This is a genomic window from Pseudomonas sp. NFACC43 (assembly GCF_900119645.1).
In the GTDB taxonomy this organism is placed as follows: Bacteria; Pseudomonadota; Gammaproteobacteria; order Pseudomonadales; family Pseudomonadaceae; genus Aquipseudomonas.
The window spans coordinates 68276-92768 of the sequence record NZ_FPKK01000017.1; the positions used below are offsets into that span (position 1 = coordinate 68276).

General features: G+C 62.0%; 22 protein-coding genes. 6 read left to right on the top strand and 16 right to left on the bottom strand.

The annotated features are described in order from the left end of the window. Window positions 1-118: 118 nt before the first annotated feature. The 12 genes from acs to dksA form a co-directional block, all read right to left on the bottom strand. Window positions 119-2056: an acetate--CoA ligase gene (acs, locus tag BT179_RS23225; protein WP_072431989.1), complete on the bottom strand. Its 1938-nt coding sequence runs from the start codon at window positions 2054-2056 to the stop codon at window positions 119-121. Between the two features lie 188 nt (window positions 2057-2244). Then, window positions 2245-3909 carry a glucose-6-phosphate isomerase gene (pgi, locus tag BT179_RS23230; RefSeq protein ID WP_072398632.1) on the bottom strand — a complete coding sequence of 555 codons (1665 nt, stop codon included), beginning with the start codon at window positions 3907-3909 and terminating at the stop codon, window positions 2245-2247. Between the two features lie 300 nt (window positions 3910-4209). Further along, entirely contained in the window at window positions 4210-4590 is a 381-nt protein-coding gene (panD, locus tag BT179_RS23235) for an aspartate 1-decarboxylase (RefSeq protein ID WP_072398633.1), read from the bottom strand. Between the two features lie 176 nt (window positions 4591-4766). After that, window positions 4767-5627 (bottom strand): pantoate--beta-alanine ligase, encoded by an 861-nt coding sequence (gene panC, locus BT179_RS23240; protein WP_072431988.1) that lies wholly within the window; start codon window positions 5625-5627, stop codon window positions 4767-4769. Continuing rightward, complete coding sequence (panB, locus tag BT179_RS23245; protein ID WP_072398635.1) at window positions 5624-6424, bottom strand: 3-methyl-2-oxobutanoate hydroxymethyltransferase; 801 nt, start codon at window positions 6422-6424, stop codon at window positions 5624-5626. Before panB ends, panC begins: the two co-directional genes overlap by 4 nt. A gap of 267 nt (window positions 6425-6691) precedes the next feature. Then, window positions 6692-7177 (bottom strand): 2-amino-4-hydroxy-6-hydroxymethyldihydropteridine diphosphokinase, encoded by a 486-nt coding sequence (folK, locus tag BT179_RS23250; RefSeq protein WP_072398636.1) that lies wholly within the window; start codon window positions 7175-7177, stop codon window positions 6692-6694. Between the two features lie 3 nt (window positions 7178-7180). Then, a complete protein-coding gene (locus BT179_RS23255; RefSeq protein ID WP_072431987.1) occupies window positions 7181-8578 on the bottom strand; it encodes a polynucleotide adenylyltransferase PcnB in 1398 nt (465 codons plus the stop codon). A gap of 727 nt (window positions 8579-9305) precedes the next feature. Then, complete coding sequence (locus BT179_RS23260; protein WP_072398638.1) at window positions 9306-10742, bottom strand: sigma-54-dependent transcriptional regulator; 1437 nt, start codon at window positions 10740-10742, stop codon at window positions 9306-9308. A gap of 22 nt (window positions 10743-10764) precedes the next feature. Next, on the bottom strand, window positions 10765-13719 hold the full coding sequence (locus BT179_RS23265) for a sensor histidine kinase (RefSeq protein WP_165887275.1): 2955 nt from the start codon (window positions 13717-13719) through the stop codon (window positions 10765-10767). Then, a complete protein-coding gene (locus BT179_RS26625) occupies window positions 13703-13879 on the bottom strand; it encodes a hypothetical protein (RefSeq protein WP_003176118.1) in 177 nt (58 codons plus the stop codon). The genes BT179_RS23265 and BT179_RS26625 overlap by 17 nt, the downstream gene beginning before the upstream one ends. Window positions 13880-13956: 77 nt before the next feature. Further along, entirely contained in the window at window positions 13957-14847 is an 891-nt protein-coding gene (gluQRS, locus tag BT179_RS23270; RefSeq protein ID WP_072431986.1) for a tRNA glutamyl-Q(34) synthetase GluQRS, read from the bottom strand. Between the two features lie 244 nt (window positions 14848-15091). After that, window positions 15092-15535, bottom strand: coding sequence for an RNA polymerase-binding protein DksA (dksA, locus tag BT179_RS23275; RefSeq protein ID WP_072398641.1), 444 nt, complete (start codon window positions 15533-15535; stop codon window positions 15092-15094). A gap of 324 nt (window positions 15536-15859) precedes the next feature. Between dksA and BT179_RS23280 the strand changes: the two genes are divergently transcribed. Beyond that, complete coding sequence (locus tag BT179_RS23280; protein ID WP_072431985.1) at window positions 15860-17032, top strand: pyridoxal phosphate-dependent aminotransferase; 1173 nt, start codon at window positions 15860-15862, stop codon at window positions 17030-17032. After that, window positions 17032-17787, top strand: a complete 756-nt coding sequence (gene sfsA / locus BT179_RS23285) for a DNA/RNA nuclease SfsA (RefSeq protein WP_072431984.1) — start codon at window positions 17032-17034, stop codon at window positions 17785-17787. Before BT179_RS23280 ends, sfsA begins: the two co-directional genes overlap by 1 nt. Here sfsA and BT179_RS23290 read toward each other — a convergent pair. Next, window positions 17743-18060: a Rieske (2Fe-2S) protein gene (locus BT179_RS23290; RefSeq protein ID WP_072398644.1), complete on the bottom strand. Its 318-nt coding sequence runs from the start codon at window positions 18058-18060 to the stop codon at window positions 17743-17745. The two genes, sfsA and BT179_RS23290, sit on opposite strands and share 45 nt — an antisense overlap. 173 nt (window positions 18061-18233) lie before the next feature. Here BT179_RS23290 and BT179_RS23295 point away from each other — a divergent pair, with 173 nt between their 5' ends. From BT179_RS23295 to BT179_RS23310, 4 genes are read left to right on the top strand one after another with little or no spacing between them, the layout of a single operon-like run. Beyond that, window positions 18234-19109 carry a heme/hemin ABC transporter substrate-binding protein gene (locus BT179_RS23295; RefSeq protein ID WP_072431983.1) on the top strand — a complete coding sequence of 292 codons (876 nt, stop codon included), beginning with the start codon at window positions 18234-18236 and terminating at the stop codon, window positions 19107-19109. Further along, complete coding sequence (locus BT179_RS23300; protein ID WP_072398646.1) at window positions 19106-20143, top strand: FecCD family ABC transporter permease; 1038 nt, start codon at window positions 19106-19108, stop codon at window positions 20141-20143. The genes BT179_RS23295 and BT179_RS23300 overlap by 4 nt, the downstream gene beginning before the upstream one ends. Continuing rightward, the gene (locus tag BT179_RS23305) at window positions 20143-20910 is read left to right on the top strand and encodes a heme ABC transporter ATP-binding protein (protein WP_072431982.1); all 768 of its coding nucleotides are present in this window, start codon (window positions 20143-20145) and stop codon (window positions 20908-20910) included. Before BT179_RS23300 ends, BT179_RS23305 begins: the two co-directional genes overlap by 1 nt. Before the next feature lie 14 nt (window positions 20911-20924). Next, entirely contained in the window at window positions 20925-21776 is an 852-nt protein-coding gene (locus BT179_RS23310) for a ChaN family lipoprotein (RefSeq protein WP_072431981.1), read from the top strand. Between the two features lie 239 nt (window positions 21777-22015). Here the strand turns inward: BT179_RS23310 and BT179_RS23315 are convergent, their stop codons facing one another. The 3 genes from BT179_RS23315 to BT179_RS23325 all read right to left on the bottom strand — a co-directional run bounded on the left by BT179_RS23315 (window position 22016) and on the right by BT179_RS23325 (window position 24478). Next, window positions 22016-22288 (bottom strand): TfoX/Sxy family protein, encoded by a 273-nt coding sequence (locus BT179_RS23315; RefSeq protein WP_072398649.1) that lies wholly within the window; start codon window positions 22286-22288, stop codon window positions 22016-22018. Between the two features lie 203 nt (window positions 22289-22491). Further along, window positions 22492-22833 carry a pentapeptide repeat-containing protein gene (locus tag BT179_RS23320; protein WP_072398650.1) on the bottom strand — a complete coding sequence of 114 codons (342 nt, stop codon included), beginning with the start codon at window positions 22831-22833 and terminating at the stop codon, window positions 22492-22494. A 91-nt stretch (window positions 22834-22924) separates the two neighbouring features. Continuing rightward, window positions 22925-24478: a bifunctional aminoglycoside phosphotransferase/ATP-binding protein gene (locus tag BT179_RS23325; protein ID WP_072431980.1), complete on the bottom strand. Its 1554-nt coding sequence runs from the start codon at window positions 24476-24478 to the stop codon at window positions 22925-22927. Between the last annotated feature and the right edge of the window lie 15 nt (window positions 24479-24493).

Genomic DNA, 24493 nt, shown 5'->3' on the forward strand with positions numbered 1-24493 from the left:
GGTCGGGCACCGACCTGTGGCGAGGGTGGCATTTGTGGCGAGGAGATTTATCCCCTCGCCACAGAAGATGCTCCTGCCACAGACGGGGCCGGGCTTCTGGGTGGCCAGGCCGGCTGACTCAGCGATTCAGGCGCTTGTCGATCAGCCCCTCCACCACGCTTGGGTCAGCCAGGGTCGAGGTATCGCCGAGGCTGTCCAGTTCGTTGCAGGCGATCTTGCGCAGGATGCGTCGCATGATCTTGCCCGACCGGGTCTTGGGCAGCGCCGGCGCCCATTGGATCAGTTCGGGCTTGGCGAAGCTGCCGATTTCCTTGCTGACATGGGCCAGCAGTTCCTTCTTCAGATCGTCGTTGGCTTCGACGCCGTTCATTGGCGTGACAAAGGCATAGATGCCCTGGCCCTTGAGGTCGTGGGGATAACCGACGACGGCCGCTTCGGCGATGCTGTCGTGCAGCACCAGGGCGCTTTCCACTTCGGCGGTGCCGATGCGGTGCCCGGAAACGTTGATGACGTCATCGATGCGTCCGGTGATCCAGTAATCGCCGTCTTCGTCGCGACGGGCGCCATCGCCGGTGAAGTAATAGCCGGGGTAGGGCTTGAAGTAGGTGTCGACCATGCGCTGATGGTCCCTGTAGACGCTGCGGATCTGGCCAGGCCAGCTGGACTTGATGGCCAGCACGCCACTGCCCGGGCCATTGATCTCCTTGCCCGCTTCATCCAGCAGCACCGGTTGGACCCCGAACAGTGGCCGGGTCGCGCAGCCTGGCTTGAGTTTCTGTTGGCTCACCAGCGGGCTGAGCATGATGCCGCCGGTTTCGGTCTGCCACCAGGTATCGACAATCGGGCAACGTTGCTCGCCGACCTTGTTGAAATACCATTCCCACGCTTCCGGGTTGATCGGCTCACCGACGCTGCCGAGCAATCGCAAACTCTTGCGGGAAGTTTTCTGTAAGGGTTCGGCACCTTCGCGCATTAACGCGCGCAGAGCGGTGGGGGCGGTGTAGAAGATATTGACCTGATGCTTGTCGATCACCTGCCAGAAGCGCGAGCTGTCGGGGTAGCTCGGCACGCCTTCGAAGATCAGGGTGGTCGCGCCATTGGCCAGGGGGCCGTAGACGATATAACTGTGGCCGGTGACCCAGCCGACATCGGCGGTGCACCAGAACACCTCGTTGTCGCGGTAGTCCAGCACGTACCTGAAGGTCATGGCTGCTTGCAGCAGATAACCACCAGTGGTGTGCAGCACGCCCTTGGGTTTGCCGGTGCTGCCGGAGGTGTAGAGGATGAACAGCGGGTCTTCGGCATCCATCGGTTCGGGCGGGCAATCGTCGCTGGCATCGTGCATGGCCTGGTGGTACCAGATGTCGCGGCCATCGACCCAGCTTATCTCGGCCTGGGTGCGTTCGATCACCAGGACCGCGCTGACGTCGGGGCAGCTTTCCAGGGCTTTGTCGACATTGCGCTTGAGCGGTATGGCACGTCCTCCGCGCACGCCCTCGTCGGCGGTGATCACCGTGCGGCAATCGGCATCGAGTATCCGGTCGCGCAGCGAGTCCGGCGAAAAACCACCGAACACCACCGAGTGCACCGCGCCAATACGGGTGCAGGCGAGCATGGCATAGGCGGCCTCCGGGATCATCGGCATGTAAATGCACACCCTATCGCCTTTCTTCACGCCTCGGCTTTTCAACACATTGGCCAGGCGGCACACGTGATGATGGAGTTTTCGGTAGCTGATCTGCGCTGATTCGGCGGGGTTGTCGCCCTCCCAGATGATTGCAGTCTGGTCGGCACGGTGTTCAAGGTGACGGTCGATGCAGTTGGCGCTGACGTTCAGCTTGCCGCCAGCGAACCAGGTGGCGTCGCCGGCCTTGAGGTCGTAGCGCTGGACAGTCTGCCAAGGAGCCATCCAATCGAGGAAGCGGGTGGCCTGTTCAGCCCAGAAAGTGCTGGGGTGTTCGATGGATTCCTTGTAGAGCCGCTTGTATTGGTCCTGACTCAGTTGCGCAGCCTGGCGGACGGCATCGGCTTGAGGGAACTGGCTGATATCGAGCATGGCGGTTCCTTATTCTTGTTTTGCGACAAGTCATAAAGATGCGCCCAGTAGCCGGAGGGTTCAAGTCATGCACAAATGACTGTGGGAGCGAGTCTGCTCGCGATGGTAGATCAATCAACCTTCCATTGACTGACACACCGCCATCGCGAACAGGCTCGCTCCCACAGAGGGTAATGCAGGTCAACGACTCAGCCGCGGTGACGTCCGCGGAAGTAGCTGATCAGGCCTTGGGTCGAGGCATCCTCGGCCGGGCTTTCTTCGCTGCCCACCAAGCGGTTGTAGACGCCTTTGCCCAGTTCCTTGCCCAGTTCCACGCCCCACTGGTCGAAGGCATTGATGCCCCAGACCACGCTTTGCACGAACACCTTGTGTTCATACAGCGCCACCAGCGCGCCAAGGCGACGGGGGCTGATGCGTTCGACCACCAGGGTGTTGCTCGGACGGTTGCCCGGGATGACCTTGTGGGAGGCCAGTTTCTGCACTTCCTCTTCACTCGCACCCTTGTCCCGCAATTCGGCTTCTGCCTCGGCGCGGGTCTTGCCCAGCATCAGCGCCTGGCTCTGGGACAGGCAGTTGGCGTACAGCCACTGGTGATGGTCGGCCACCGGGTTGAAGCTGACCACCGGCACGATGAAGTCGGCCGGGATCAACTGGGTGCCCTGGTGCAGCAACTGGTGATAGGCGTGCTGGCCGTTGCAACCGACGCCACCCCAGATGACCGGGCCAGTGTCGGTGGACGCCGGCGTGCCGTCCTGGCGTACGCTCTTGCCGTTGGACTCCATGTCCAGTTGCTGCAGGTGTTTGGTGATGTTGCGCAAGTAGTGGTCGTACGGCAGGATCGCGTGGCTTTGCGCGCCCCAGAAATTGCCGTACCACACGCCGAGCAACGCCAGCAGGACCGGCATGTTCTGCTCGAACGGGGCGCTCTGGAAGTGCTGGTCCATGGAGTAGGCACCGGACAGCAGTTCCTTGAAGTTCGACATGCCGATGGCCAGGGCGATGGGCAAGCCGATGGCCGACCACAGCGAGTAGCGCCCGCCGACCCAGTCCCACATCGGGAAGATATTCTCTTCACGGATACCGAAGGCCACGGCGGCCGCGTTGTTGCTCGATACCGCGATAAAGTGCCGATACAGCTCGGCTTCGGAGCCTCCCTGGGCCAGGTACCAGGCACGGGCGGCCTGGGCGTTCTTCAGGGTCTCGAGGGTGTTGAAGGACTTCGACGAGACGATGAACAGGGTGGTCTCGGCGCGCAGCTTCATGGTCAGCTCATGGAATTCGCTGCCATCGATGTTCGCCAGGTAGTGGCAGCGAACGCCCTTCTGCGCGTAGGACAACAGCGCTTCGGATACCAGTTCCGGGCCGAGGAACGAACCGCCGATGCCAATGTTCACCACGTCGGTGATCGGTTTTTCGGTGTAGCCACGCCACAGCCCGTCGTGAATGCGGCCCACCAGGTCGGTGATCTGGTTGAGCACCTTGTGCACGTCAGGCATCACGTTGACGCCGTTCACCAGCAGTTTATCGCCCACCGGCCGGCGCAGGGCCGTGTGCAGGGCCGGGCGGTTTTCGGAGGCATTGACGATTTCGCCTTCGAACAGCGCCTTGATCGCGCCCTTGAGGTCGACTTCGTTGGCCAGGTTCACCAGCAGGTCGCGGGTCTGGGCGTTGATCAGGTTCTTCGAATAATCGAGAAACAGGCCGCAGCTCGACAGGGTGAATTGATTGAAACGCTGCGGATCGGCGTTGAACGCTTCGCGCATGCTGAAATCCTGCATGGCTTTGCGGTGGTCATTCAGCGCTTGCCAGGCGGGCAGAGCGGTCACGTCATGAGGGTTTCGGTAATACGCCATCGCTGCGGGTTTCCTTTTACTTGAACGACCTTTTGTACACTAAAAACTCCGGCAAGGCCCGAGGCGGGCGTCCGGACAACTGCGTCGACACGATCTCTGGGCGCAGGGCGACTACAGTAAACCTCGCGTTGCGATCTGTCTTGACTTTGTCTGACAGGATCCCGGTACTTTTTTATACAGCCAGGGTGGGAATTGGCCGACAGACGGAAGCGCGATGGGCGCTTCCTGGTGCTCTGGCTATCGAGGGGGCGGGATTGACGCTATCGCGAGCGAGCCCGTTCCCACAGGCAAGTCCATCGGTCAGGCGACCTGGACCGGGATGGCGTTGCTGGTGTGGCTCAGTTCGTTGCCCGGCGCCATATACAACATGCGCGGTTTGAAATTGACCAGTTCGGCTTCGCTGTAGTGAGCATAGGCGCAGATGATGACGCGGTCACCGACCTTGGCCTTGTGCGCCGCGGCGCCGTTGACCGAAATCATCCGCGAGCCTTCCTCGCCACGAATGGCGTAGGTGGTGAAGCGCTCGCCATTGTCGACGTTGTAGATCTGGATCTGTTCGTATTCGCGGATTCCCGACAGGTCCAGCCATTCACCATCGATGGCGCAGGAGCCTTCGTAATCGAGCACGGCGTGAGTGACTTCGGCGCGGTGCAGCTTGGCCTTGAGCATGATGGTGTGCATGGAGTTTCCTAGAGTCCGAACGGCGGGCAGTTTGCCCGAAGGCCACCGAGGCGGCAATAACGCTGGAAGGCCCCGTGGGAGCGGGTTTGCTCGCGGCAAGGCCGGCATCCTTCACGTTGATGTGACAGACATCGCATTGGCGGACAAGCTCGTTCCCACAGGGCGTGCGTTAGGGGTCAGATGGGGGCATCGAGGTCCAGGTGCAGGTTATCGATCAACCGTGTGCTGCCCAGGAATGCCGCTACCAGGATCACCAGGTCGCGATCCTCCCTCGACGCCGGGCGCAACGTCTTGGCGTGGCGCACTTCCAGGTAGTCGGGGCGCAGGCCGGCGGCTTCGAGTTGCTTGAGCTGCTCGGCGATCAACGCCGGGAAATCCCGCTGCCCCTGGCGGATCGCCTCGGCAATGTGGCTCAGGCTGCGGTAGACCACTGGCGCCACGACGCGTTGCTCGGGGCTGAGGAAGCCGTTGCGCGATGAAAGCGCCAGGCCGTCTTCGGCCCGGACGGTCGGCTCGCCGATGATCTGGATCGGCATGTTCAGGTCGTGGACCAGCGCCCGGATCACCGCCAACTGCTGGAAGTCCTTCTGGCCGAATACCGCCAGGTCAGGCTGGACCATGTTGAACAGCTTGCTGACCACTGTCGCCACACCTTCGAAATGCCCGGGACGGCTGGCACCGCACAGGCCTTCGGACAATTGCGGAACGCTGACCCGGGTCTGTCCGGCCATGCCGTCGGGATACATCTCTTCCACGCTGGGAGCAAACAGCAAATGGCAGCCGGCCTGCAGCAGCTTCTCCTGGTCTGCCGCCAGGGTGCGGGGATATTTGTCCAGGTCTTCGCCGGCACCGAATTGCAGCGGGTTGACGAAAATGCTCGCCACCACGAAATCGGCCCGCTGCGCCGCCTTGGTCACCAGTGCCATGTGGCCACTGTGCAGGTTGCCCATGGTGGGCACGAAGGCGATGCGTTTGCCTTCGCCGCGGGCACGGGCCACGGCGGCCCGCAGTTCACGTACGGTCTTGACGGTGTTCATGCGGAGAATCCGTGTTCGGCCCCAGGGAAGGTCGCGGCCTTGACTTGCGCCACGTAGTCAGCCAAGGCGGCCTGCACGCTGGTTTGCCCGACCATGAAGTTCTTCACGAACTTGGGCACGCGACCGGTGATCGACAGCCCGAGCATGTCGTGCAGCACCAGCACCTGGCCATCGGTGGCATTGCCGGCGCCGATGCCGATCACCGGGATCTTCACTGCCTGGGTAATCTCTTCGGCCAGCTCGCTGGGCACGCATTCGAGCAGCAACATCGCGGCGCCGGCCTGCTCCAGCGCAATGGCATCGGCACGCATCTGCCGCGCCTGGTTCTCGTTGCGACCCTGGACCTTGTAGCCACCGAGCACATTCACCGACTGCGGTGTCAGCCCCAGGTGTGCGCAGACCGGAATGCCTCGTTCGGCCAGCAGCCGGATCGACTCGGCCAGCCACAATGCACCTTCGACTTTCACCATGTGGGCGCCGGCCTGCATCAGCTGGGCGCTGTTGGTCATGGTCTGTTCCAGGGTGGCATAGGCCATGAACGGCAGGTCGGCGAGGATCAGCGCATCGGTGTTACCGCGTTTGACGCAAGCGACATGATAAGCCATGTCGGCGGTGGTGGCCGGCAGTGTGCTGTCGTGGCCTTGCAACACCATGCCGAGGGAATCGCCCACCAGTAGCACTTCGACACCGGCCTCGTTACAGGCGTGGGCGAACGTTGCGTCATAGCAGGTCAGCATGGCGATCTTTTCACCTTTTTGCTTGAGACCTTGCAGCGTGGTCAGGGTAATAGCTGGCATGAAAAAGTCCTCATTAGGCGCTCGATACAGGCGCACCCTCTATGCGTGGTGCTTGTAAGGCCTGGATTGCGCCCCTCAACGCCGCATTGGCGGCAACGGGACGCCTATAGTCGTGAGGAGCACCGGGGAAGTCAATTGGATGTGTTACCGCCAGGTGTTACCGGGGTTACTGATGCGTTTCAGCGTAGAGGTGTGTTTCGAATCTGACCGCCTGGTCCCGATCTTGTGGGGTAGCGAGCAGTCTCGCTCCCACTTGCAAGGTCTTCGTCAGGCAGGTGGCAGGCGCTCCAGGCCAACGAATGGGCACGCTGCGAGCAGGTCCGCGAGCAGGCGTCCATCGGCCAGCCGCAGATCGGCGGGAGCCAGTTCCGCCAGCGGATACAGGACGAAGGCCCGGGCATGCATATGGTAATGGGGGACCTTGAGACGCGGCTGGTCGATCAACTGGTCGCCATACAAGAGAATGTCCAGGTCCAGGGTCCGCGGGCCCCAGCGTTCCAGGCGCTCGCGGCCCTGGCCGGTTTCGATGGCTTGCAGCGCGTCGAGCAGCTCCAGCGGCGCGAGCGGGCTGTCCAGCGCCGCTACGGCGTTGGTGTAGCGCGGTTGGCCGGGTAGCAGGGAATCGCTCTGATAGAACGCCGAAACGCCCGCCAGTCGGGTGCCGGGCAATTGCGCCAGCGCCTGGACGGCACTGCGCAGTTGTTCGGCGGGTTCGGCCAGGTTGCTACCCATGCCGATATAGATGCGTTCCATCGATCAATCGCCCGATGCGCTCGGCACACCGGCGCGCTTGCGCTTGGCGCCGCTGCTGCGACGACGTTTGCGTGGGCCGCTGGCGCCGTCATCCTTGCCGCTGAGCTCACGAATCATATCGCGGCGCTCGCTGTCGTTGGCGTCCTGGTAGTCGGTCCACCATTCGCCCAGGCCATCGGTTTGCTCGCCCGCGCTTTCACGCAGCAGCAGGAAATCGTAGCCGGCGCGGAAGCGCGGGTTGTCCAGCAACAGGTCGGCGCGTTTGCCGCTGCGCCGTGGCAGGCGTTCCTGCATGTCCCAGATTTCGCGGATCGGCATTGTGAAACGCTTGGGAATCGCGATGCGCTGGCACTGTTCGCTGATGAGCTCGTGGGCGGCCTCCTGCATGGCCGGGATCGGTGGCATGCCCCGCTCCTGCAGACGCAGCACCCGGGCCGGGAGGGCCGGCCAGAGCAGCGCGGCGAACAGGAAGGCCGGGGTCACCGGTTTGTTCTGCTTGATGCGCAGGTCGGTGTTGATCAGTGCTTCGCTGATCAAGGTGTGGGTGTAGGTCGGATTGTGCTCCAGCGCCTCGGCACTGGCCGGGAACAGCGGATCGAACAGTTGCAGGTCCACCAGCATCTCGAAGGTGTCCGCCGCGTTGCCCGACAGAAACAGCTTGAGCACTTCCTCGAACAGGCGCGCCGAAGGAATTTCCCGCAGCATCGGCGCCAGGTCGCGAATCGGCACGGCACTGTGTTTTTCGATACCGAAATCCAGCTTGGCCGCGAAACGCACTGCCCGCAACATCCGCACCGGATCTTCCTGGTAACGCTGCCGAGGATCGCCAATCAGGCGGATCAGGCGATTGCGGATGTCGTGTACGCCATTGGCGTAGTCGAGGATGCGCTCGCTGACCGGGTCGTAATACAAGGCGTTGATGGTGAAGTCGCGACGTTGCGCGTCTTCTTCCAGCGTGCCGTAGACGTTATCGCGCAGGATGCGCCCGCTCTCGTTGCGGGAAGACTGGTTGCTGTCCTCTTCCTCTTCGTTTTGCGGGTGATTGGCGCGAAAAGTCGCGACTTCGATGATTTCACGACCGAAATGGATATGGACCAGCTTGAAGCGCCGGCCAATGATGCGCGCGTTACGAAACTCGGCCCGGATCTGTTCCGGCGTGGCGCTGGTCGCCACGTCGAAATCCTTCGGGGTGATGTTGAGCAGCATGTCGCGCACGCACCCGCCAACCAGGTAAGCCTGGTAGCCGGCGCCCTGCAGGCGTTCGACGATGTTCACCGCATAACGGCTGAACTGGGCCTTTTGCAGCGAGTGCTGGCTGCTGTTGAGCACTTCAGGCGTGCTGCGAATGTGTTGCGTACGACGCAAGGGAGAACGGAATGACTGGAACAGCTTCTTCAGCATGGGATGCACTGTTTGAAGGAATATTCGACCAAAAACGAAGAATGGCCGCATGATGGGCGGGGATTCTAGCATTTAGTCGGAGGATGGTGTAGGACACAGCAGTTTTGAGCTGCAAGCTGCAAGTGGCAAGCCCTGTAGGCTTCATGGAAGGGGAATGTCAGAAACCACAAGGGGAGCCGAAGCTCCCCCAGAATTAGTTGCGTGCTCTGTTTTTATTATGGTTTTCGGGCTTCTTGTTTTTGTGAGTGCCCTCGCCACGAGGTTTCCCTTCGTGACCCTCCCAATCGGGAGCCAAGAGCAAACGGATTGCTTTGGTCGCTGAGTTGCAGTGATCGATCGATCCAACCAGTTCAGGCAGCTGTCTTGAGACAGTTTTTATTGTTCTCGGCCTGGTTGTGGGGCAAGCCCCAAATACAACGCCTCTCCAAAAGAATCAGTTAGCTGCGCCTCTCGCCGTCTTGTTTTTATTGTGCGTGAGTCGATTCGTCTTATTTTTATTGTCTTGTGCATTGCTTGTTATTGTTCTTGTACCAAAGCTATAGCAGGGTGCGTGCCAACTTTTGTGAGGCCCAGGAAAACCGGGAGGTTGAAGGGCTAGGCCATTTTTTCAAGACGAAAAAAAGCCGGGATTTCGTTACCGTAAACCCCGGCTTCTGTTACGTGAAAAAGCTGAGGTAACAGTTTTTTCACATAGGTATACCTTTCAGCTTCCGCTGTGGGAGCTGGCTCAGCTCTCGCTGGCCACGCCGGTCTTGCGCCGTGGAATGCCCAGGCGCTGGCGCCGTTCCCACAGGCACTTGCGGCTCACACCCAGCTTGCGAGCCAGTTCGGTCTCGGTCATATGGTCCTGGTGCTCCAGGACGAAATGCTGGAAATAGTCTTCCAGGGAAAGGTCCTCGGTGGGCTCATGGCTGGTATTGTTGGCAGCGTTACCCTGTTGCGGGGCCAGGCCGATGAATTCTTCGTCGTCCATATCGCTGAGCTCGATGTCGATGCCCAGCAGGTCGGCGGAGATTTCCGGGCTTTCGCACAGGATCACCGCCCGCTCCACTGCGTTTTCCAATTCTCGAACGTTACCCGGCCAGGCGTAATGACGAATGGCCTGTTCGGCGTCCGGGGCGAACTTCAAGTCGGTGCGGTTGACTCGCGCACTTTGGCGGGCGAGGAAGGCATTGGCGATTTCGTTGACGTCCGCGCCCCGTTCGCGCAGAGCCGGCAGTTTCAGCGCGATGACATGCAAGCGGTAATACAGGTCTTCACGGAACTGGCCGATCTTTGCCAGGCTCTTGAGGTCCCGGTGGGTCGCTGCGATCAGGCGTACATCGACTTTCTGCGACTGCACCGACCCGACCCGACGGATCTCGCCTTCCTGAAGCACCCGCAGCAAACGTGCCTGGGCTTCCAAAGGCAGTTCGCCGATTTCATCGAGGAACAGTGTGCCGCCATCCGCGGCTTCCACCAGGCCGGCGCGTCCGGCGCTGGCGCCAGTGAATGCACCTTTCTCGTGCCCGAACAACTCGGACTCGATCAGGCTTTCCGGGATTGCCGCGCAGTTCACCGAGATCATCGGTGCCTTGGCCCGGCGAGACAGGTTGTGCAGGGCGCGGGCCACCAACTCCTTGCCGGTACCGGATTCGCCCTGGATCAGGACGTTGGAGTCGGTCGGCGCCACTTTGCGGATCTTGACGTATAGGTCCTGCATTGGAGGGCAGGAGCCGATGATGCCGATTTCACCGTTGGCATTGCCGGCGACCGTTTTCGCAGAAGTCGCGGCTTTACCGTTCGTCGGCTCTGCCGGATTGTTGGCCGCCGTCTGTCGGTCACGCAGGATCCGGGCCACGGCCTGGAGCATTTCATCGTGGTCGAACGGCTTGGCGATGTAGTCCACCGCACCCATTTTCATGGAATCGACCGCCGAGCGCAGGCTGGCGTAGCTGGTCATGATCAGCACCGGAGTGCCCTGGCCGAGCTTGATCAGTTCGGTGCCGGGGGCGCCGGGCAGGCGCAGGTCGCTGACGATCAGGTCAAACGTGGGAATGCTGAAACGCTCTTGTGCTTCCTGCACGGAACCGGCTTCGCTGACCTGGTACTGGTTGCGTTCCAGCAGGCGGCGCAAGGCGGAGCGGATAATTGTTTCGTCTTCGACGATCAAAATGTGCGGCATTGATTCGATTCTCTCGACGGTCTCAGTTCACAGCGGACGTCGCTTCGACATGACGCGGCAAGGTTACCCGAATACGGGTGCCGCGCTGGCTTTGAACATCGGCCGGGCTGTCGATGGTGATTTGTCCATAATGCTCTTCAACGATGGAATAGACCAGTGCGAGGCCCAGTCCGGTGCCTTCGCCAGGATCCTTGGTGGTGAAGAAGGGTTCGAACAATCGATCCATGATGTTCTGTGGGATACCGCTGCCTTCGTCTTCGACGATCAGATCGATCGTGTGTTCGCTGGCTTCGCTCTTGACTCGCACGGCGCTGCCGGCAGGCGAGGCGTCGCGCGCGTTGGACAACAGGTTGATCAGCACCTGGGCGAGCCGCTGGGGATCGCCGTCGACCCAGTGGTCCGGGTCGCACAGGTTGAAGAACTGCACTTCGAAATTGCGCCGGTTGAGGGCCAGCAGACCAATCGCATCCTGGGCCACTTCGGCCAGGCAGACGGGCTCATCGTTGTGCTGGTGGCCGCCGGCATGGGCGAAGCTCATCAGCGATTGGACGATACGCGACACGCGTCGGGTCTGTTCGAGGATCTGGCTGCTGATTTCCGTGAGTTCGGCATCGTCCTCGCGCTCTTCGCGCAGGTTCTGCGCCAGGCAGGCGATGCCGGTGATCGGGTTGCCGATTTCGTGCGCCACGCCGGCGGCGAGCCGGCCGATGCTTGCCAGTCGCTCGGAGTGGACCAGCTTGTCTTCGAGCATCTGGGTATCGGTCAGGTCTTCGACCAGTAACACCAGGCCGCTGTTGCCGGGCGCCAGCGGCTCATCGATGGCGGCTTTGTGAAGGTTCAACCAGCGGGTCTGGCCATCGAGGGCCAGGTGCTGCTTGTGCAAGTGTTCGTCCGGAAGGTCGATGAAACCCTGCAACAGGCCTTTCCAGGGTTCGCCCAGGGTGCTCAGCCGCGAACCGACCACGCGCTGGGCGGCGATCCCGGTCAGTTCTTCCATGGCCTTGTTCCACATCAGGATTTCCTGGTCCTTGGCCAGGGAACACACGCCCATCGGCAGTTCCTGCAGGGTCTGGCGGTGATAACGACGCAGGGCGTCCAGTTCGGCGGCAAGGCCCGTCAGGCGCGAGTGGTAGTCTTCGAGGCGGCTTTCAATGAAGTGGATGTCCTCGGTGACATAGTTTTCCCCGCCCGCCTTGTAGGGCAGGAAGGTCTCGACCATGTCCTGGGCCACGCTGGGGCCCATCAGGCCGGACAGGTTGGCTTCGATGCGGTCGCGCAGGCGGCGCAGGGCATAGGGGCGGCGTTCGTCGAAGGGCAGGTACAGGTCGCGCAGGGCTTGTTCGACTTCCTTCTGAGCAGCCTTGGCACCCAGGGGCTTGGCCAGTTGCGTGGCGAACTCCTGGGGCGAGGCGGCGTGCAGTTCGCGGCGCTGTGGGCGGCGGACGTTATCCACGGCGCAGGCTTCGGCGGCGCTGGCCTCTTCGCTGCTGGCGTTGGTGAACAGGGAGATCAAGGTGAACATCAGTACGTTCGCCGCCAGCGAGGCGATGGCCGCCATGTGCCAGCTGGTGTCGTCGAGCACGTAGATCATGTTCAGCAGGGGGATGTAGAAACCCTGCAAATTGCCCAGCAACGGCAGCAGCATGGCGACCAGCCAGACCAGGATGCCCGCCAGCAGGCCGGCGATGAAGCCGCGACGGTTGGCGGTGGGCCAATACAGCACCGACAGCACACCCGGCAGGAACTGCAGGGTGGCGACGAAGGCGACGATGCCCAGGTTGGCCAGGTCCTGTCCGTCCCCCAGCATCAGGTAGAACCCGTAGCCGGCCATGATGATCGCCACGATCAGTGCCCGCCGGGTCCATTTCAGCCAGCGATAGATATTGCCTTCGGCCGGCGGCTGGTAAAGCGGCAGCACCAGATGGTTGAGGGCCATCCCCGACAGTGCCAGGGTGGTCACGATGATCAGCCCGCTGGCCGCCGACAACCCGCCGATATACGCCAGCAAGGCCAGGGCCGGGCTGTTGGCGGCGATGCCGATGCCCAGGGTGAAGTACTCGGGATTGGTGCTGGCTCCCAGTTTCAATCCGGCCCAGAGAATCAGCGGCACTGCCAGGCTCATCAACAGCAGGAACAGTGGCAGGCCCCAGCTTGCGCTTACCAGTGAGCGCGGGTTGAGGTTCTCGGTGAAGGTCATGTGGTACATGTGCGGCATCACGATCGCCGAGGCGAAGAACACCAGCAGCAGCGTGCGCCATGGACCTTCCTGCAAGGGCGTGTGCAGCGCGGCGAGGGCAGTCTGGTTCTGCAGCAGCCAGAGTTCGAGCTGTTGCGGGCCATCGAACACGCCGTACAGGGCATAGAGGCCGACCCCGCCGATGGCGATCAGCTTGATCACCGACTCGAAGGCGATGGCGAACACCAGGCCTTCGTGCTTTTCCCGGGTGGCGATATGCCGGGAGCCGAAGAAAATGGTGAACAGGATGATCAGGACACAGAAGCTCAACGCTACCCGGTGCTGCACCGGCTCGTGGGTAAGGATGCTGATGGAATCGGCCACGGCCTGCATCTGCAGGGCCAGCAAGGGCAGCACGCCCACCAGCATGAAGATCGTGGTGAGCGCGCCGGCCCAGGTACTGCGGAATCGAAAGGCGAACAGGTCGGCCAGGGACGACAGTTGGTAGGTGCGGGTGATCTTCAGGATCGGATAAAGCAGCACCGGCGCCAGCAGGAACGCGCCCGACACACCAAGGTAGCTCGACAGGAAGCCGTAGCCGTACTGGTAGGCCAGCCCGACCGTGCCATAGAACGCCCATGCACTGGCGTAGACGCCCAGCGACAGGGTGTAGGTCAGCGGGTGGCGGATGATCGCCCGGGGAATCATGCCCCGTTCACTGATCCAGGCCACGCCGAACAGCACCGCCAGGTAGGCTGCGCTGATCAGGATCATCTGGGTCAGGCTAAAGCTCATCGGCATCTTTTTGGCTCTGCAGGATGAAGGTCACGACGATCAGGATCAGCCAGAGCAGATAAGGCCGATACCAGGCGCCCGTGGCATCGATCCACCAATCCATGATGGCCGGGGAGAAAAGGTAGATCCCCACTACCAGGAGCAGGACCAAGCGATAGATGTACATCCCGGCCTCTCTTTTTTAAGCGCGTGCCCGAAAACGTGCGGCGATGGTAACGGATGGGTGCCAGGCTGCAAGAGCCGTCAGCGTATTTGCGCTTCGGGCAGGGTCAGTGTGCGCGGGATCTTGCCTGCGTCCCAGTGGCCAATGCCCCAATCCAGCAGTTCCCGGGGCCTGGCGTCGACCAGTTCCGCGGGCGGTTGTTGACCTAGCGCCCGCAACGCCCGCAGCAGCAGCGGCGCGGCCTGGTCCGCCGCCAGCGGTGGCGAACGATAGGATTTGCCGAGCTTGTGCCCGTCCGGCTGAGTGATCAACGGCACGTGCAGGTAACGCGGCTGCGGCAGTCCGAGCAATTCCTGCAGGTATAGCTGGCGTGGCGTGGAATCCAGCAGGTCGGCGCCACGCACGATGTCGGTCACCCCTTGCCAGGCATCGTCCAGGACCACCGCCAATTGATAAGCGTGGAGCCCGTCGCGACGACGGATCACGAAATCCCCCACCTCGCGGCCCAGGTGCTGGCGGAACGGACCTTGTACCCGGTCGGTGAAATGATATTCGAGCTCCGGCACCCGCAAGCGGATCGCGGCATCGGCGGTGTCGTGCCCGGCGTTGCGGCACAACCCCGGATAAACACCCTGATAAGCCTCCAGTTTTTTGCGCGAGCAGGTGCAGGCATAGGCGAGGCCCTGGCTGAACAGGCGATTGATGACCTGATCGTAGGCTTCATGGCGTTCGCTCTGGCGAACCATCTCGCCGTCCCATTCGAAACCGTAGGCCTCCAGGGCCTTGAGAATTGCTGCCTGTGCGCCAGGCTCTTCCCTGGGCGGGTCGAGGTCTTCCATGCGCAACAGCCAGCGCCCACCCACGGACCGGGCGTCCAGGTAAGAAGCCAGCGCAGCGACCAGCGAACCGAAATGCAGATGGCCACTCGGGGTAGGGGCGAAGCGGCCAATGTAGGCAGAGGTGGCGGTCATGGGAATGGTTACTGTTGTTTAAGTCAGGCATGGCGTTGTTGCGAGGGGATTTTATCCCCGTTGGGTCGCGAAGCGGCCCCATCCAGACGGCACGGCCTTCTCGGTTTCGGGTTTCAGGGCTGTTTCGCAGCCCAACGGGGATAAAATCCCTCGCCACAAAATGCCAGGCCTCGTTATCCCGTATTCAAGCCAGAAACAAAAAACGGAGCGTGTGGACGCTCCGTTTTCATGACAGCCCGGGCAATTACTTGCCGACCTGTTTTTCCTTGATTTCCGCCAGGGTCTTGCAGTCGATGCACAGGTCGGCGGTCGGGCGGGCTTCCAGTCGGCGGATGCCGATTTCGATGCCGCAGGACTCGCACCAGCCGTATTCTTCGTCCTCGATCAGTTGCAGCGTCTTGTCGATCTTCTTGATCAACTTGCGTTCACGATCACGGGCGCGCAGTTCGAGGCTGAATTCTTCTTCCTGGCTGGCACGGTCGGCCGGGTCGGGGAAGTTGGCCGCTTCGTCTTTCATATGGTCCACGGTGCGGTCGACTTCCTGCATCAGGTCCTGTTTCCACTTGTTCAGGATCCTGGTGAAGTGCGCGCGCATGGGAGCGCCCATGTACTCTTCGCCCTCTTTAGGGACATAAGGCTCAAACCCGCTGAGCGACTGGTTCTGATTTTGCTTTGCTTGGGTGGGCATGAATGGACCGCCTCTACTCTTGTAATCCACTACGCAGGATTGCTCCATCACCGACACCTGCCGGCCCTGCGGCTGCAAGCGGGCGAACTTACCAGATCGAATCGGGCCGCGCTACTCCCGGTTGTCGAGCCTGCGGTGCGTGGGGCTTGCAGGAACTGGCCGGGGGCGGTGCGGTGAAGTGGTAATCCTGCTCAATGCTTGATTCTAGTCAAGCCTGGGTCAATCGCCGGACTCATTTCTTGCGACAGGGCTCTGACAGCTTTGGGTTCGCGCTCGTTCCCGGCTTGGGTAGAATCGGTTCTTTTTCCTTTGCAAGGAAGGCCAATGGCTCAGCCCTACAGTGCGCGTAGCCGCGCCATCGAACCGTTCCACGTCATGGCACTGCTGGCCCGGGCCAACGAACTGCAGGCCAGCGGCCACGATGTCATCCACCTGGAGATTGGCGAGCCGGATTTCACCACCGCCGAGCCGATCATCCAGGCTGGCCAGGCCGCGCTGGCGGCGGGCAAGACCCGCTACACCGCGGCCCGTGGGATCCCCGAGCTGCGCGAAGCCATCGCCGGTTTCTATGGGCAGCGCTATGGCGTACAGATCGATCCCCGGCGCATCCTGGTCACCCCGGGCGGCTCCGGCGCATTGTTGCTGGCCAGTGCCTTGCTGGTGGATCCGGGCAAGCATTGGCTGCTGGCCGATCCCGGCTATCCCTGCAATCGTCATTTCCTGCGGTTGGTGGAGGGGGCGGCGCAGTTGGTTCCGGTGGGGCCGGAGGTGCGGTACCAGCTGACGCCTGACCTGGTGAACCGTCACTGGGACCAGGACAGTGTCGGCGCACTGGTGGCCTCGCCGGCCAACCCTACCGGGACGATCCTCACCCGGGACGAGCTGGCCGGACTGTCCAGGGCCATCAAGGGGCACAATGGTCATTTGGTGGTGGACGAGATCTACCACGGCCTGACCTACGGCACCGATGCCGCCAGCGTGCTGGAAGTCGACGACGAGGCCTTTGTCCTGAACAGTTTTTCCAAGTATTTCGGCATGACCGGCTGGCGACTTGGCTGGCTGGTGGCTCCTCTGGCCGCTATCGGGGAGCTGGAAAAGCTCGCGCAGAATCTCTACATCAGCGCACCAAGCATGGCCCAGCACGCCGCCCTGGCCTGTTTCGAGCCGGCCACCATCGAGATTTTCGAGCAGCGCCGGGCCGAGTTCGCACTGCGTCGCGACTTTCTGCTGCCGGCCTTGCGTGAGCTGGGCTTCGGCATCGCGGTCGAGCCGCAGGGCGCGTTCTACCTCTACGCCGATATCAGCGCATTCGGTGGCGATGCCTTTGCTTTCTGCCAGCATTTCCTGGAAACCGAACACGTGGCGTTTACGCCGGGGCTGGATTTCGGCCGCCATCAGGCCGGGCACCATGTGCGTTTCGCCTACACCCAGAGCTTGCCGCGCTTGCAGGAAGCGGTGGAGCGTATCGCGCGCGGGCTTCGGAGCTGGCAAGGCTGATGCGTTTTTCTCCTGCACTCGAAGAAGGCCGGTTGATCCGACGTTACAAGCGTTTTCTCGCTGATATCGAAACCGCCGACGGCGAGCAATTGACCATTCACTGTCCCAACACCGGTTCGATGCTCAACTGCATGGCACCAGGCGCGCGCGTCTGGTTCAGCCGTTCCAGCGACCCCAAGCGCAAGTTGCCCGGCACCTGGGAAATCGGCGAAACCCCTCAGGGCAGGCTGGCCTGCATCAATACGGCACGGGCCAATGCCTTGGTCGAAGAAGCGCTGCGCGCCGGCGTGATCAGTGAGCTGAACGGCTTTGTCGGGTTGAAACGTGAAGTGGCTTACGGTGTGGAGAACAGCCGCATCGATTTTCGCCTGGACTATGAGCTCGGCTCGGCCTGGGTCGAAGTCAAGAGTGTCACCTTGGGGTTCGATGGAACGGATGTCGCCGCGTTTCCCGATGCGGTGACCCAGCGCGGGGCACGACACCTGCGAGAACTGGCGGGCCTGGCCCGGCAGGGCGTGCGTGCGGTGCAGCTGTATTGTGTGAACCTGAGTGGCATCCAGGCCGTGCGTCCTGCGGGGGAGATCGACCCGCTATACGCGGCCGCGCTGCGCGAGGCCGTGGCGGCGGGAGTGGAGGTGTTGGCTTATGGGGTCACGTTGACGCCCGAGCAGATGTGGGTGGATCGTCCGCTGCCGGTGCTGCTCGAGCCGCTACAGCTTGACCCAGATGCCTTGCTCGTCCTCCCGGCACTCTAGAGCGACCAGGAACTGGCCGGCACAAGGGCCGGCCACGCACTCGCCGCTTTCGATCAGAAACAGGGCGCCATGGGTGGCGCATTGGATCAGGCTGGCGCTGGGGTCGAGGAACTGGTCGGGTTGCCATTCCAGTGGCACGCCGCGATGCGGGCAGCGGTTGAAATACGCATGGACCTGGCCCGCGCGACGTACCGCTAGCACCTTTCGCCCATCAATGTCGAAACCGCGACTACTGTTGTCAGGTAATTCGACGGCGCTGCAAAGAAACTTCATAGGTGTCCTGATATTTCATGGCGAATAGAACCTGTCTTGAACGCGAGTCTCGGAGCGCTTGACGGTCAAATGAAAACAATTATCAAATGGCGCTTCCTTCGCAGCAGTGAGGATACTTGGCCTGACGGGTCTGTGCCCGCACCTGCGAACAACTTCTTTGAGGAAGCTGCCTGATGCGCCTGAATATCCGCGTTGCCGTACTGTTTGCTGCGTTACTGGCCAGCCAGTGGGCCAGTGCGGCGCAGGCGCCACAGCGCTGGGTCAGTGCCGGTGGCGCATTGTCTGAGTGGGTGAGTGCGCTGGGAGGGGAGTCGAAGCTGGTTGGCGTGGACACCACCAGCCAGCACCCCGAATCCCTGCGCGCGCTGCCCAGCATCGGCTACCAGCGGCAGTTATCGGCAGAGGGTGTGCTGAGCCTGCGGCCACAGATCCTGGTGGGCACCGAGGAAATGGGCCCGCCGCCTGTATTGGCACAGATTCGCAGCGCCGGGGTGCAGGTCGAACTGTTCTCGGCAACCCCTGACGTCCCGACCCTCAAGGAAAACCTGTCACATCTGGGCCGTTTGCTGGGCGCCGAGGCCAAGGCTGAGCAGCTGTTCCAGCATTATCAAGAACAGCTTGCGGCGCAAAAAGAGCGAGTGTCCCAGGCTCAACTCAAGCAAAAGGCGCCCGGCGTGCTGCTGTTGGTGGGGCACTCGGGAGGCAAGCCATTGGTCGCTGGCAAAGACACTGCTGCCGATTGGCTGTTGCAACAGGCCGGAGGCCAGAACCTGGCGACCCACAGCGGTTACAAGCCGTTTTCGGTGGAGACCCTGGCCAGTCTGAATCCTGAAGTATTGGTGTTCGCCGATCGAGTGCTCAGTGGCGAAGAAGCCCGTGTGGCGCTGTTCAAGGAAAATCCGATTCTCGCCTCGACCCGTGCCGCCAGGGACGGGCGTGTGATCGAGCTCGACCCGACCTTGCTGGTCGGCGGGTTGGGCCCACGCTTGCCGCAAAGCCTGGCAGCCCTGGCCGCCAGGTTCTATCCCGGGCTGGTCGAGACACAATGAGGCCGCAGGTCCAGCCGCGCGTCCTGTTCATCGGCCTGAGTCTGTTGTGTCTATTGGCGATCTGGCTGTCACTGGCCCTGGGGCCGGTAAGCCTGCCGTTGCTCGATACCGGGCGTGCCGCCTTGCATCTGATGGGGTTGCCGGTGGCTGCCGACAACCTGGAGCAGGCTGAACTGATCCTTGGCCAGATCCGTTTGCCGCGCACGTTGCTGGGCCTGGCGACAGGGGGTGTACTGGCCTTGTCCGGCGTGGCGATGCAGGGGTTGTTCCGCAACCCGCTGGCGGACCCGGGACTGGTCGGAGTGTCCAGCGGCGCGGCGCTGGGCGCTGCATTCGCCATTGTCGGCGGGGCCGTGATGGGCGGGCTGCCCGAAGCGTTCGGCCCCTATGTATTGTCGCTGTGTGCGTTTCTCGGTGGGCTTGGTGTCACAGCACTGGTCTATCGCCTGGGCCGACGCAACGGCCAGACTCACGTCGCTACGATGCTGCTGGCCGGCATTGCCCTGACCGCGCTATCGGCTTCGGCCGTCGGCCTGTTCACCTACCTGGCGGATGACGCGACCCTGCGCACCCTGACCTTCTGGAACCTGGGCAGCCTCAATGGTGCCAGTTATGCGCGGTTATGGCCGTTGTTGCTGGTCTGCGCTGGCGTTGTGGCCTGGCTGCCACGTCGGGCCCGGGCCCTCAATGCCCTGTTGCTGGGAGAGTCCGAGGCTGCTCACCTGGGGATCGACGTCGAGCGACTCAAGCGCGAACTGGTGTTCTGCACCGCCCTGGGCGTTGGCGCGGCAGTGGCGGCAGCGGGCATGATCGGTTTTGTCGGGCTCGTGGTACCGCACCTGGTGCGCCTGATAGCCGGCCCTGATCATCGCATCCTGCTGCCGGCCTCAGTGCTGGCGGGTGGCAGCCTGCTGCTGTTGGCCGATCTGGTGGCGCGCCTGGCACTGGCTCCGGCGGAATTGCCGATCGGCATTGTCACGGCGTTCATCGGCGCGCCGTTCTTCCTTTATCTATTGGTGCGAGGGCGTGCCTGATGCTGCGCGCGCAGAACCTGCACATTCATCGTGGCCGGAAAACCGTATTGGCCGGCGTTGACCTGGCGCTTGAGCGCGGCGAGGTGCTTGGGGTACTCGGCCCCAATGGCGCGGGCAAAAGCACGTTGCTGGCGGGCCTGTGTGGCGAATTGCGTCCCAGCCAGGGGCAGGTCTGGCTCGATGAAAGGCCCCTGTCCCAGTGGGACGGCTCCGAACGTGCCCGTCGCCTGGCGGTATTGCCGCAGTCGTCGACCCTGGATTTCGCGTTCCGGGTGGAAGAGGTGGTCGGCATGGGCCGCTTGCCGCATCGCAGCGGTCGGGTGCGCGATGGACAAATCGTGGCCTCGGCGCTGCAAGCCGCCGACGCCGCGCATCTGCATGGCCGCAGTTACCTGGCATTGTCCGGGGGCGAGCGCCAGCGGGTGCATCTGGCGCGGGTGCTTGCGCAGTTGTGGCCCGGAGAGGCGGGGCAAACCTTGCTGCTGGACGAACCGACCTCGATGCTCGATCCGCTGCACCAGCATACGATCCTGCAGGCGGTGCGTGAATTCGCCGATCGCGGCGCTGCCGTGCTGGTGATTCTGCATGACCTGAATCTGGCGGCGCGTTACTGTGATCGCCTGTTGTTGCTTGCGTCCGGCCGTCCGGTGGCGCTGGATACACCGCAACATGTGCTGCGCCCGGAAACGCTCAAGGCGGTATTCGGCCTGGAAGTGCTGGTACAACCCCATCCGGAGCGCGGGCACCCATTGATCATCGCCCGCTGAAGGGCTCAATGAGGATGCAGCTTGTGCGCCTGATCCTGATTCTATTGCTGAGTGTATTGTCAGCCTGCCAAAGCATCTCGCCACCCCCGGTCGCCGGGCGTATTCGCGATCTGCACACAGGCCAGGCCGTCACGCCCCAGGCGTTGGTCGAACAGTTGGCGATGGCACCGCGGTTGATCGTGGGGGAGCGACACGACAATCAGGATCACCACGCCTTGCAAGAATGGTTGCTCCAGGCCCTCGGCGCACAACGGCCTCAAGGCAGCCTGTTGCTGGAAATGCTGACACCGGAACAACAGCCGCGGGTCAATGCGGTGCGCAAGTCATCGGTATTGCCTGAGGATTTGCCAGCCGCGCTGGGTTGGTCGCCCGGCTGGGACTGGAATCTGTATGGACCGGTAGTGACGTTTGCGCTGGCTCAACCCTATCCACTGCTGGCCGCCAACCTGGACACCGTCGAAATCCAGCGCTTTTACAAGCAGGCACCGGGCCTCACTGGGCCTCGCTCCAACGCGGCGGTTGTGAAAGACGAACTGCTGGGACAGATCAGGGAATCCCATTGTGGCTTGTTGCCGGAGTCGCAGATGCCGGCGATGCTGGCTGTCCAGCAGCAACGTGACAGGCGCATGGCCGAGCGATTGCTGCAGGCGCCGACGCCTGCATTATTGCTGGCTGGCGCCTGGCATGGCCGCAAGGACGTCGGCGTGCCGCTGCACACGCTGGATCTCGGCGCGGCAGAGGCGCCGCGGGTGCTGATGCTGGCCGAGGAGGGCAGCGAGGTGACGTCGGCCATGGCGGATTACGTTTGGTACACACCCGCCACGCCACCGGTGGACTATTGCGCGCAGATGCGCGGAGAGTCGTAGGCGCGAGCGCCTGTTTCCGGCAGGCAAAAAAAGACCCGGCAAGAGCCGGGTCGAATAACCGTGATTAGCCTGATGAGGAGATATCTGAGAGTCCGAACCAAGGGCTGTTCAAATATCGACCAGTCTCGCGACCGGATGTGGTAATCATAGCGATTCTCATTACCAAGTCAAACTTTCTTTTCCTGAACCTTCGAAATAATCCGAGCGACATGCCGGGTGCCGTCAGCCAAGTGGTTCGATCAGGCTTTGTGACGTGTCGAAATAGCATCCAGCTGTTGGTTCAGGGCCTCCTTGCGTTCGGCGGGGATGTCGTTCCAGTGCACATCCATCAAGGCCCCCTCGATGGCGTACAGCAATACCTTCGAGGCTCGGAATCCACGAGTGCGCACGGCGCGGTAGGCATCGACCGCGCCGAGCCGACGCAGATCGGAAGCACTGTGGATACCCACGGCGTGCAGCCACTGGGCCGATGTCTTGCCCAGATTTTTCAGATGTTGCAGTTCATCATTCATCGAGCCTCCTTGCGACGGCCGACTGGTGCAGTGGGCAAGTTTCTCAGGAGTGTAGCGCTCAGTAGGAAAAGCGTAATTCTTTGGTCGGAATCGGCGCAAAAGCTTCTAATGCATAACGCACGATGCAGCAGGGCACGCGACGACGTGCCTGCCTCCAGCGCGAGCAGGGGCTCTGGAGGCGATGGCGCTTGAGTGTCACATCCTCAGCGAGTGCGATAACGCAGTCGGGTACCGAAATTCATCGACATGAGGATCTCGTCGGCGGACAGCTCCGGCGGAAAATAGGCACCGGAGATCTGGGCGTGGGCCAGGCTTGCGCCCTCCAGTTTCGATTTGCGGAAATCGACGCCGCGCAAATCGGCGGAACGGAAATACGCATCGGTAAAATCGACGTCGTCCACGTTCAATTCCCGCAGATCGAGACCACGGAAGTCGCCGCCACGCATGTCGACCGGACCTTGAGGGCGCTCGCTGTTGAAGCCTGCGATGTCATCCTTGCGCAGCAAGTCATAAAGCGGAGTGTTGAGAAGCTTGGGATGGCTCATGTCATCGCACCTGTTGGTTTTATGACGCCAGTATAGTGCCACCAGTTGACGGTCGTGAAGCCGAGCGTCGCTTCACGACCGAAATAGTTGTTTACAGATTTGGCAGGCGCTGGCGAATTTGCGCGACGACCTCATCGAGCGAGGCGCTTTCATTGGTCTGGACCGGCTTGCTGCACAGGATTTCCTCCGGCGTCAGGGGCTCGCGGCTGGCCTGCTGGGCAGCGATCACGGCGAGGTTCGCGTCGGACGGATCCTTGTGGTCGGCCTGACGCTGCGCCAGGCGGCTTTCGATGACTGCCTGCGGCGCATCGCAGTCCAGGATCAGGAACGGCGCGCCCGTTGCTTCGGCGATCTTCGCGGCTGCGTTGCGTTGATCATGTTTGAGATAGGTCGCGTCGATGATCACCGGGAGCCCGGCGTGCAGTATGGCCCCTGCGACGTCATGCAGGCGGGCATAGGTGGTAGCGCTGGCGTCACTGCTGTAAATGCCGGCTTGTGGATCGTTCTGAACCTGTTGCTCGCCGAACAGGCGCTTGCGTTCCACATCCGAACGCAGGCGAATCGCGCCCAGTGCTTCCACCAGGCGCATCGCGACATGGCTTTTGCCCACTGCCGAAACACCGTGGGTTATGGCCAGGAAAGGAGATGGGATGGTGCTGTAGCTTTCAGCCAGGTTGGCGTAGTTGCGGTATTGGCGCAGGGTAGTGGCACGCTGTACGGGGTCTTCGGCCGACATGCTGAACAGCGCGACCTTGGCCCGTACCAGCGCACGGTAGGCCTTGTAGAAGTTCAGCAGTTCCAGGCCCTGGTAATCGCCGGTCAGCTCCAGGTACTGGCTGACGAAGCGCCGGGCCAGCGACTTGAGGCCGCGGTCTTCCAGGTCCATGGCCAGGAATCCGGTGTCGGCATAGACGTCGGTGAAGCGGAATGGCTCGTTGAACTCGATGCAATCGAAAATCATCACCTTGCCGTCGATCACGGTGGCGTTACCCAGGTGGATGTCGCCGTGGCATTCACGGATGAAGCCTTCGGTCTTGCGTTGGGTAAACAGAGGCTTGAGGCGTTCGAAGCTGCTTTCGGCCCAGGCCTGCAGGGCCTCGAGCTGCGCCAGGTCGACCTTGTCACTGAGGAAGGGGCGGATCTGTTCGAAGTTCTGCCGCACCGGAGCCATCACGCTGTCGGGAGTGCCCGCCTGGTTTTCGGCAGGGACCTTGGGCGTGGAAAGGTGGAACCTGGCGATCTGTTCAGCCATTTCATCGATGTGTGCGGTCGTCAGTTCGCCATTGGCCTGCAATGTACTGAGCAGTTGGCTCTGGGGAAATTGACGCATCTTCAAGGCATATTCGATGGCTGGGCCGTCGCCTCCCAGCTGTGGTGCTTCGACGCTGCCGGTAATCGGGAGCACCTCCAGGTAGAGATCCTGGGTCAATCGCTGGTTCAGGCGCAGCTCTTCGCCGCAGAAATGCTTGCGGGACTCGAGGTCGGTGAAATCGAGGAAGCCGAAATTGACCGGCTTCTTGAACTTGTAGGCGTACGGGCCGGTAAGCAAGACCCAGGAAATATGGGTTTCGATGACCTGGAACCCTTCGACGGGATGCGGGTAGAGGGCCGGGTTTTGCAGGGCAGCGATCAGGGACTGGCTCACAGGCGATCCTTCAGA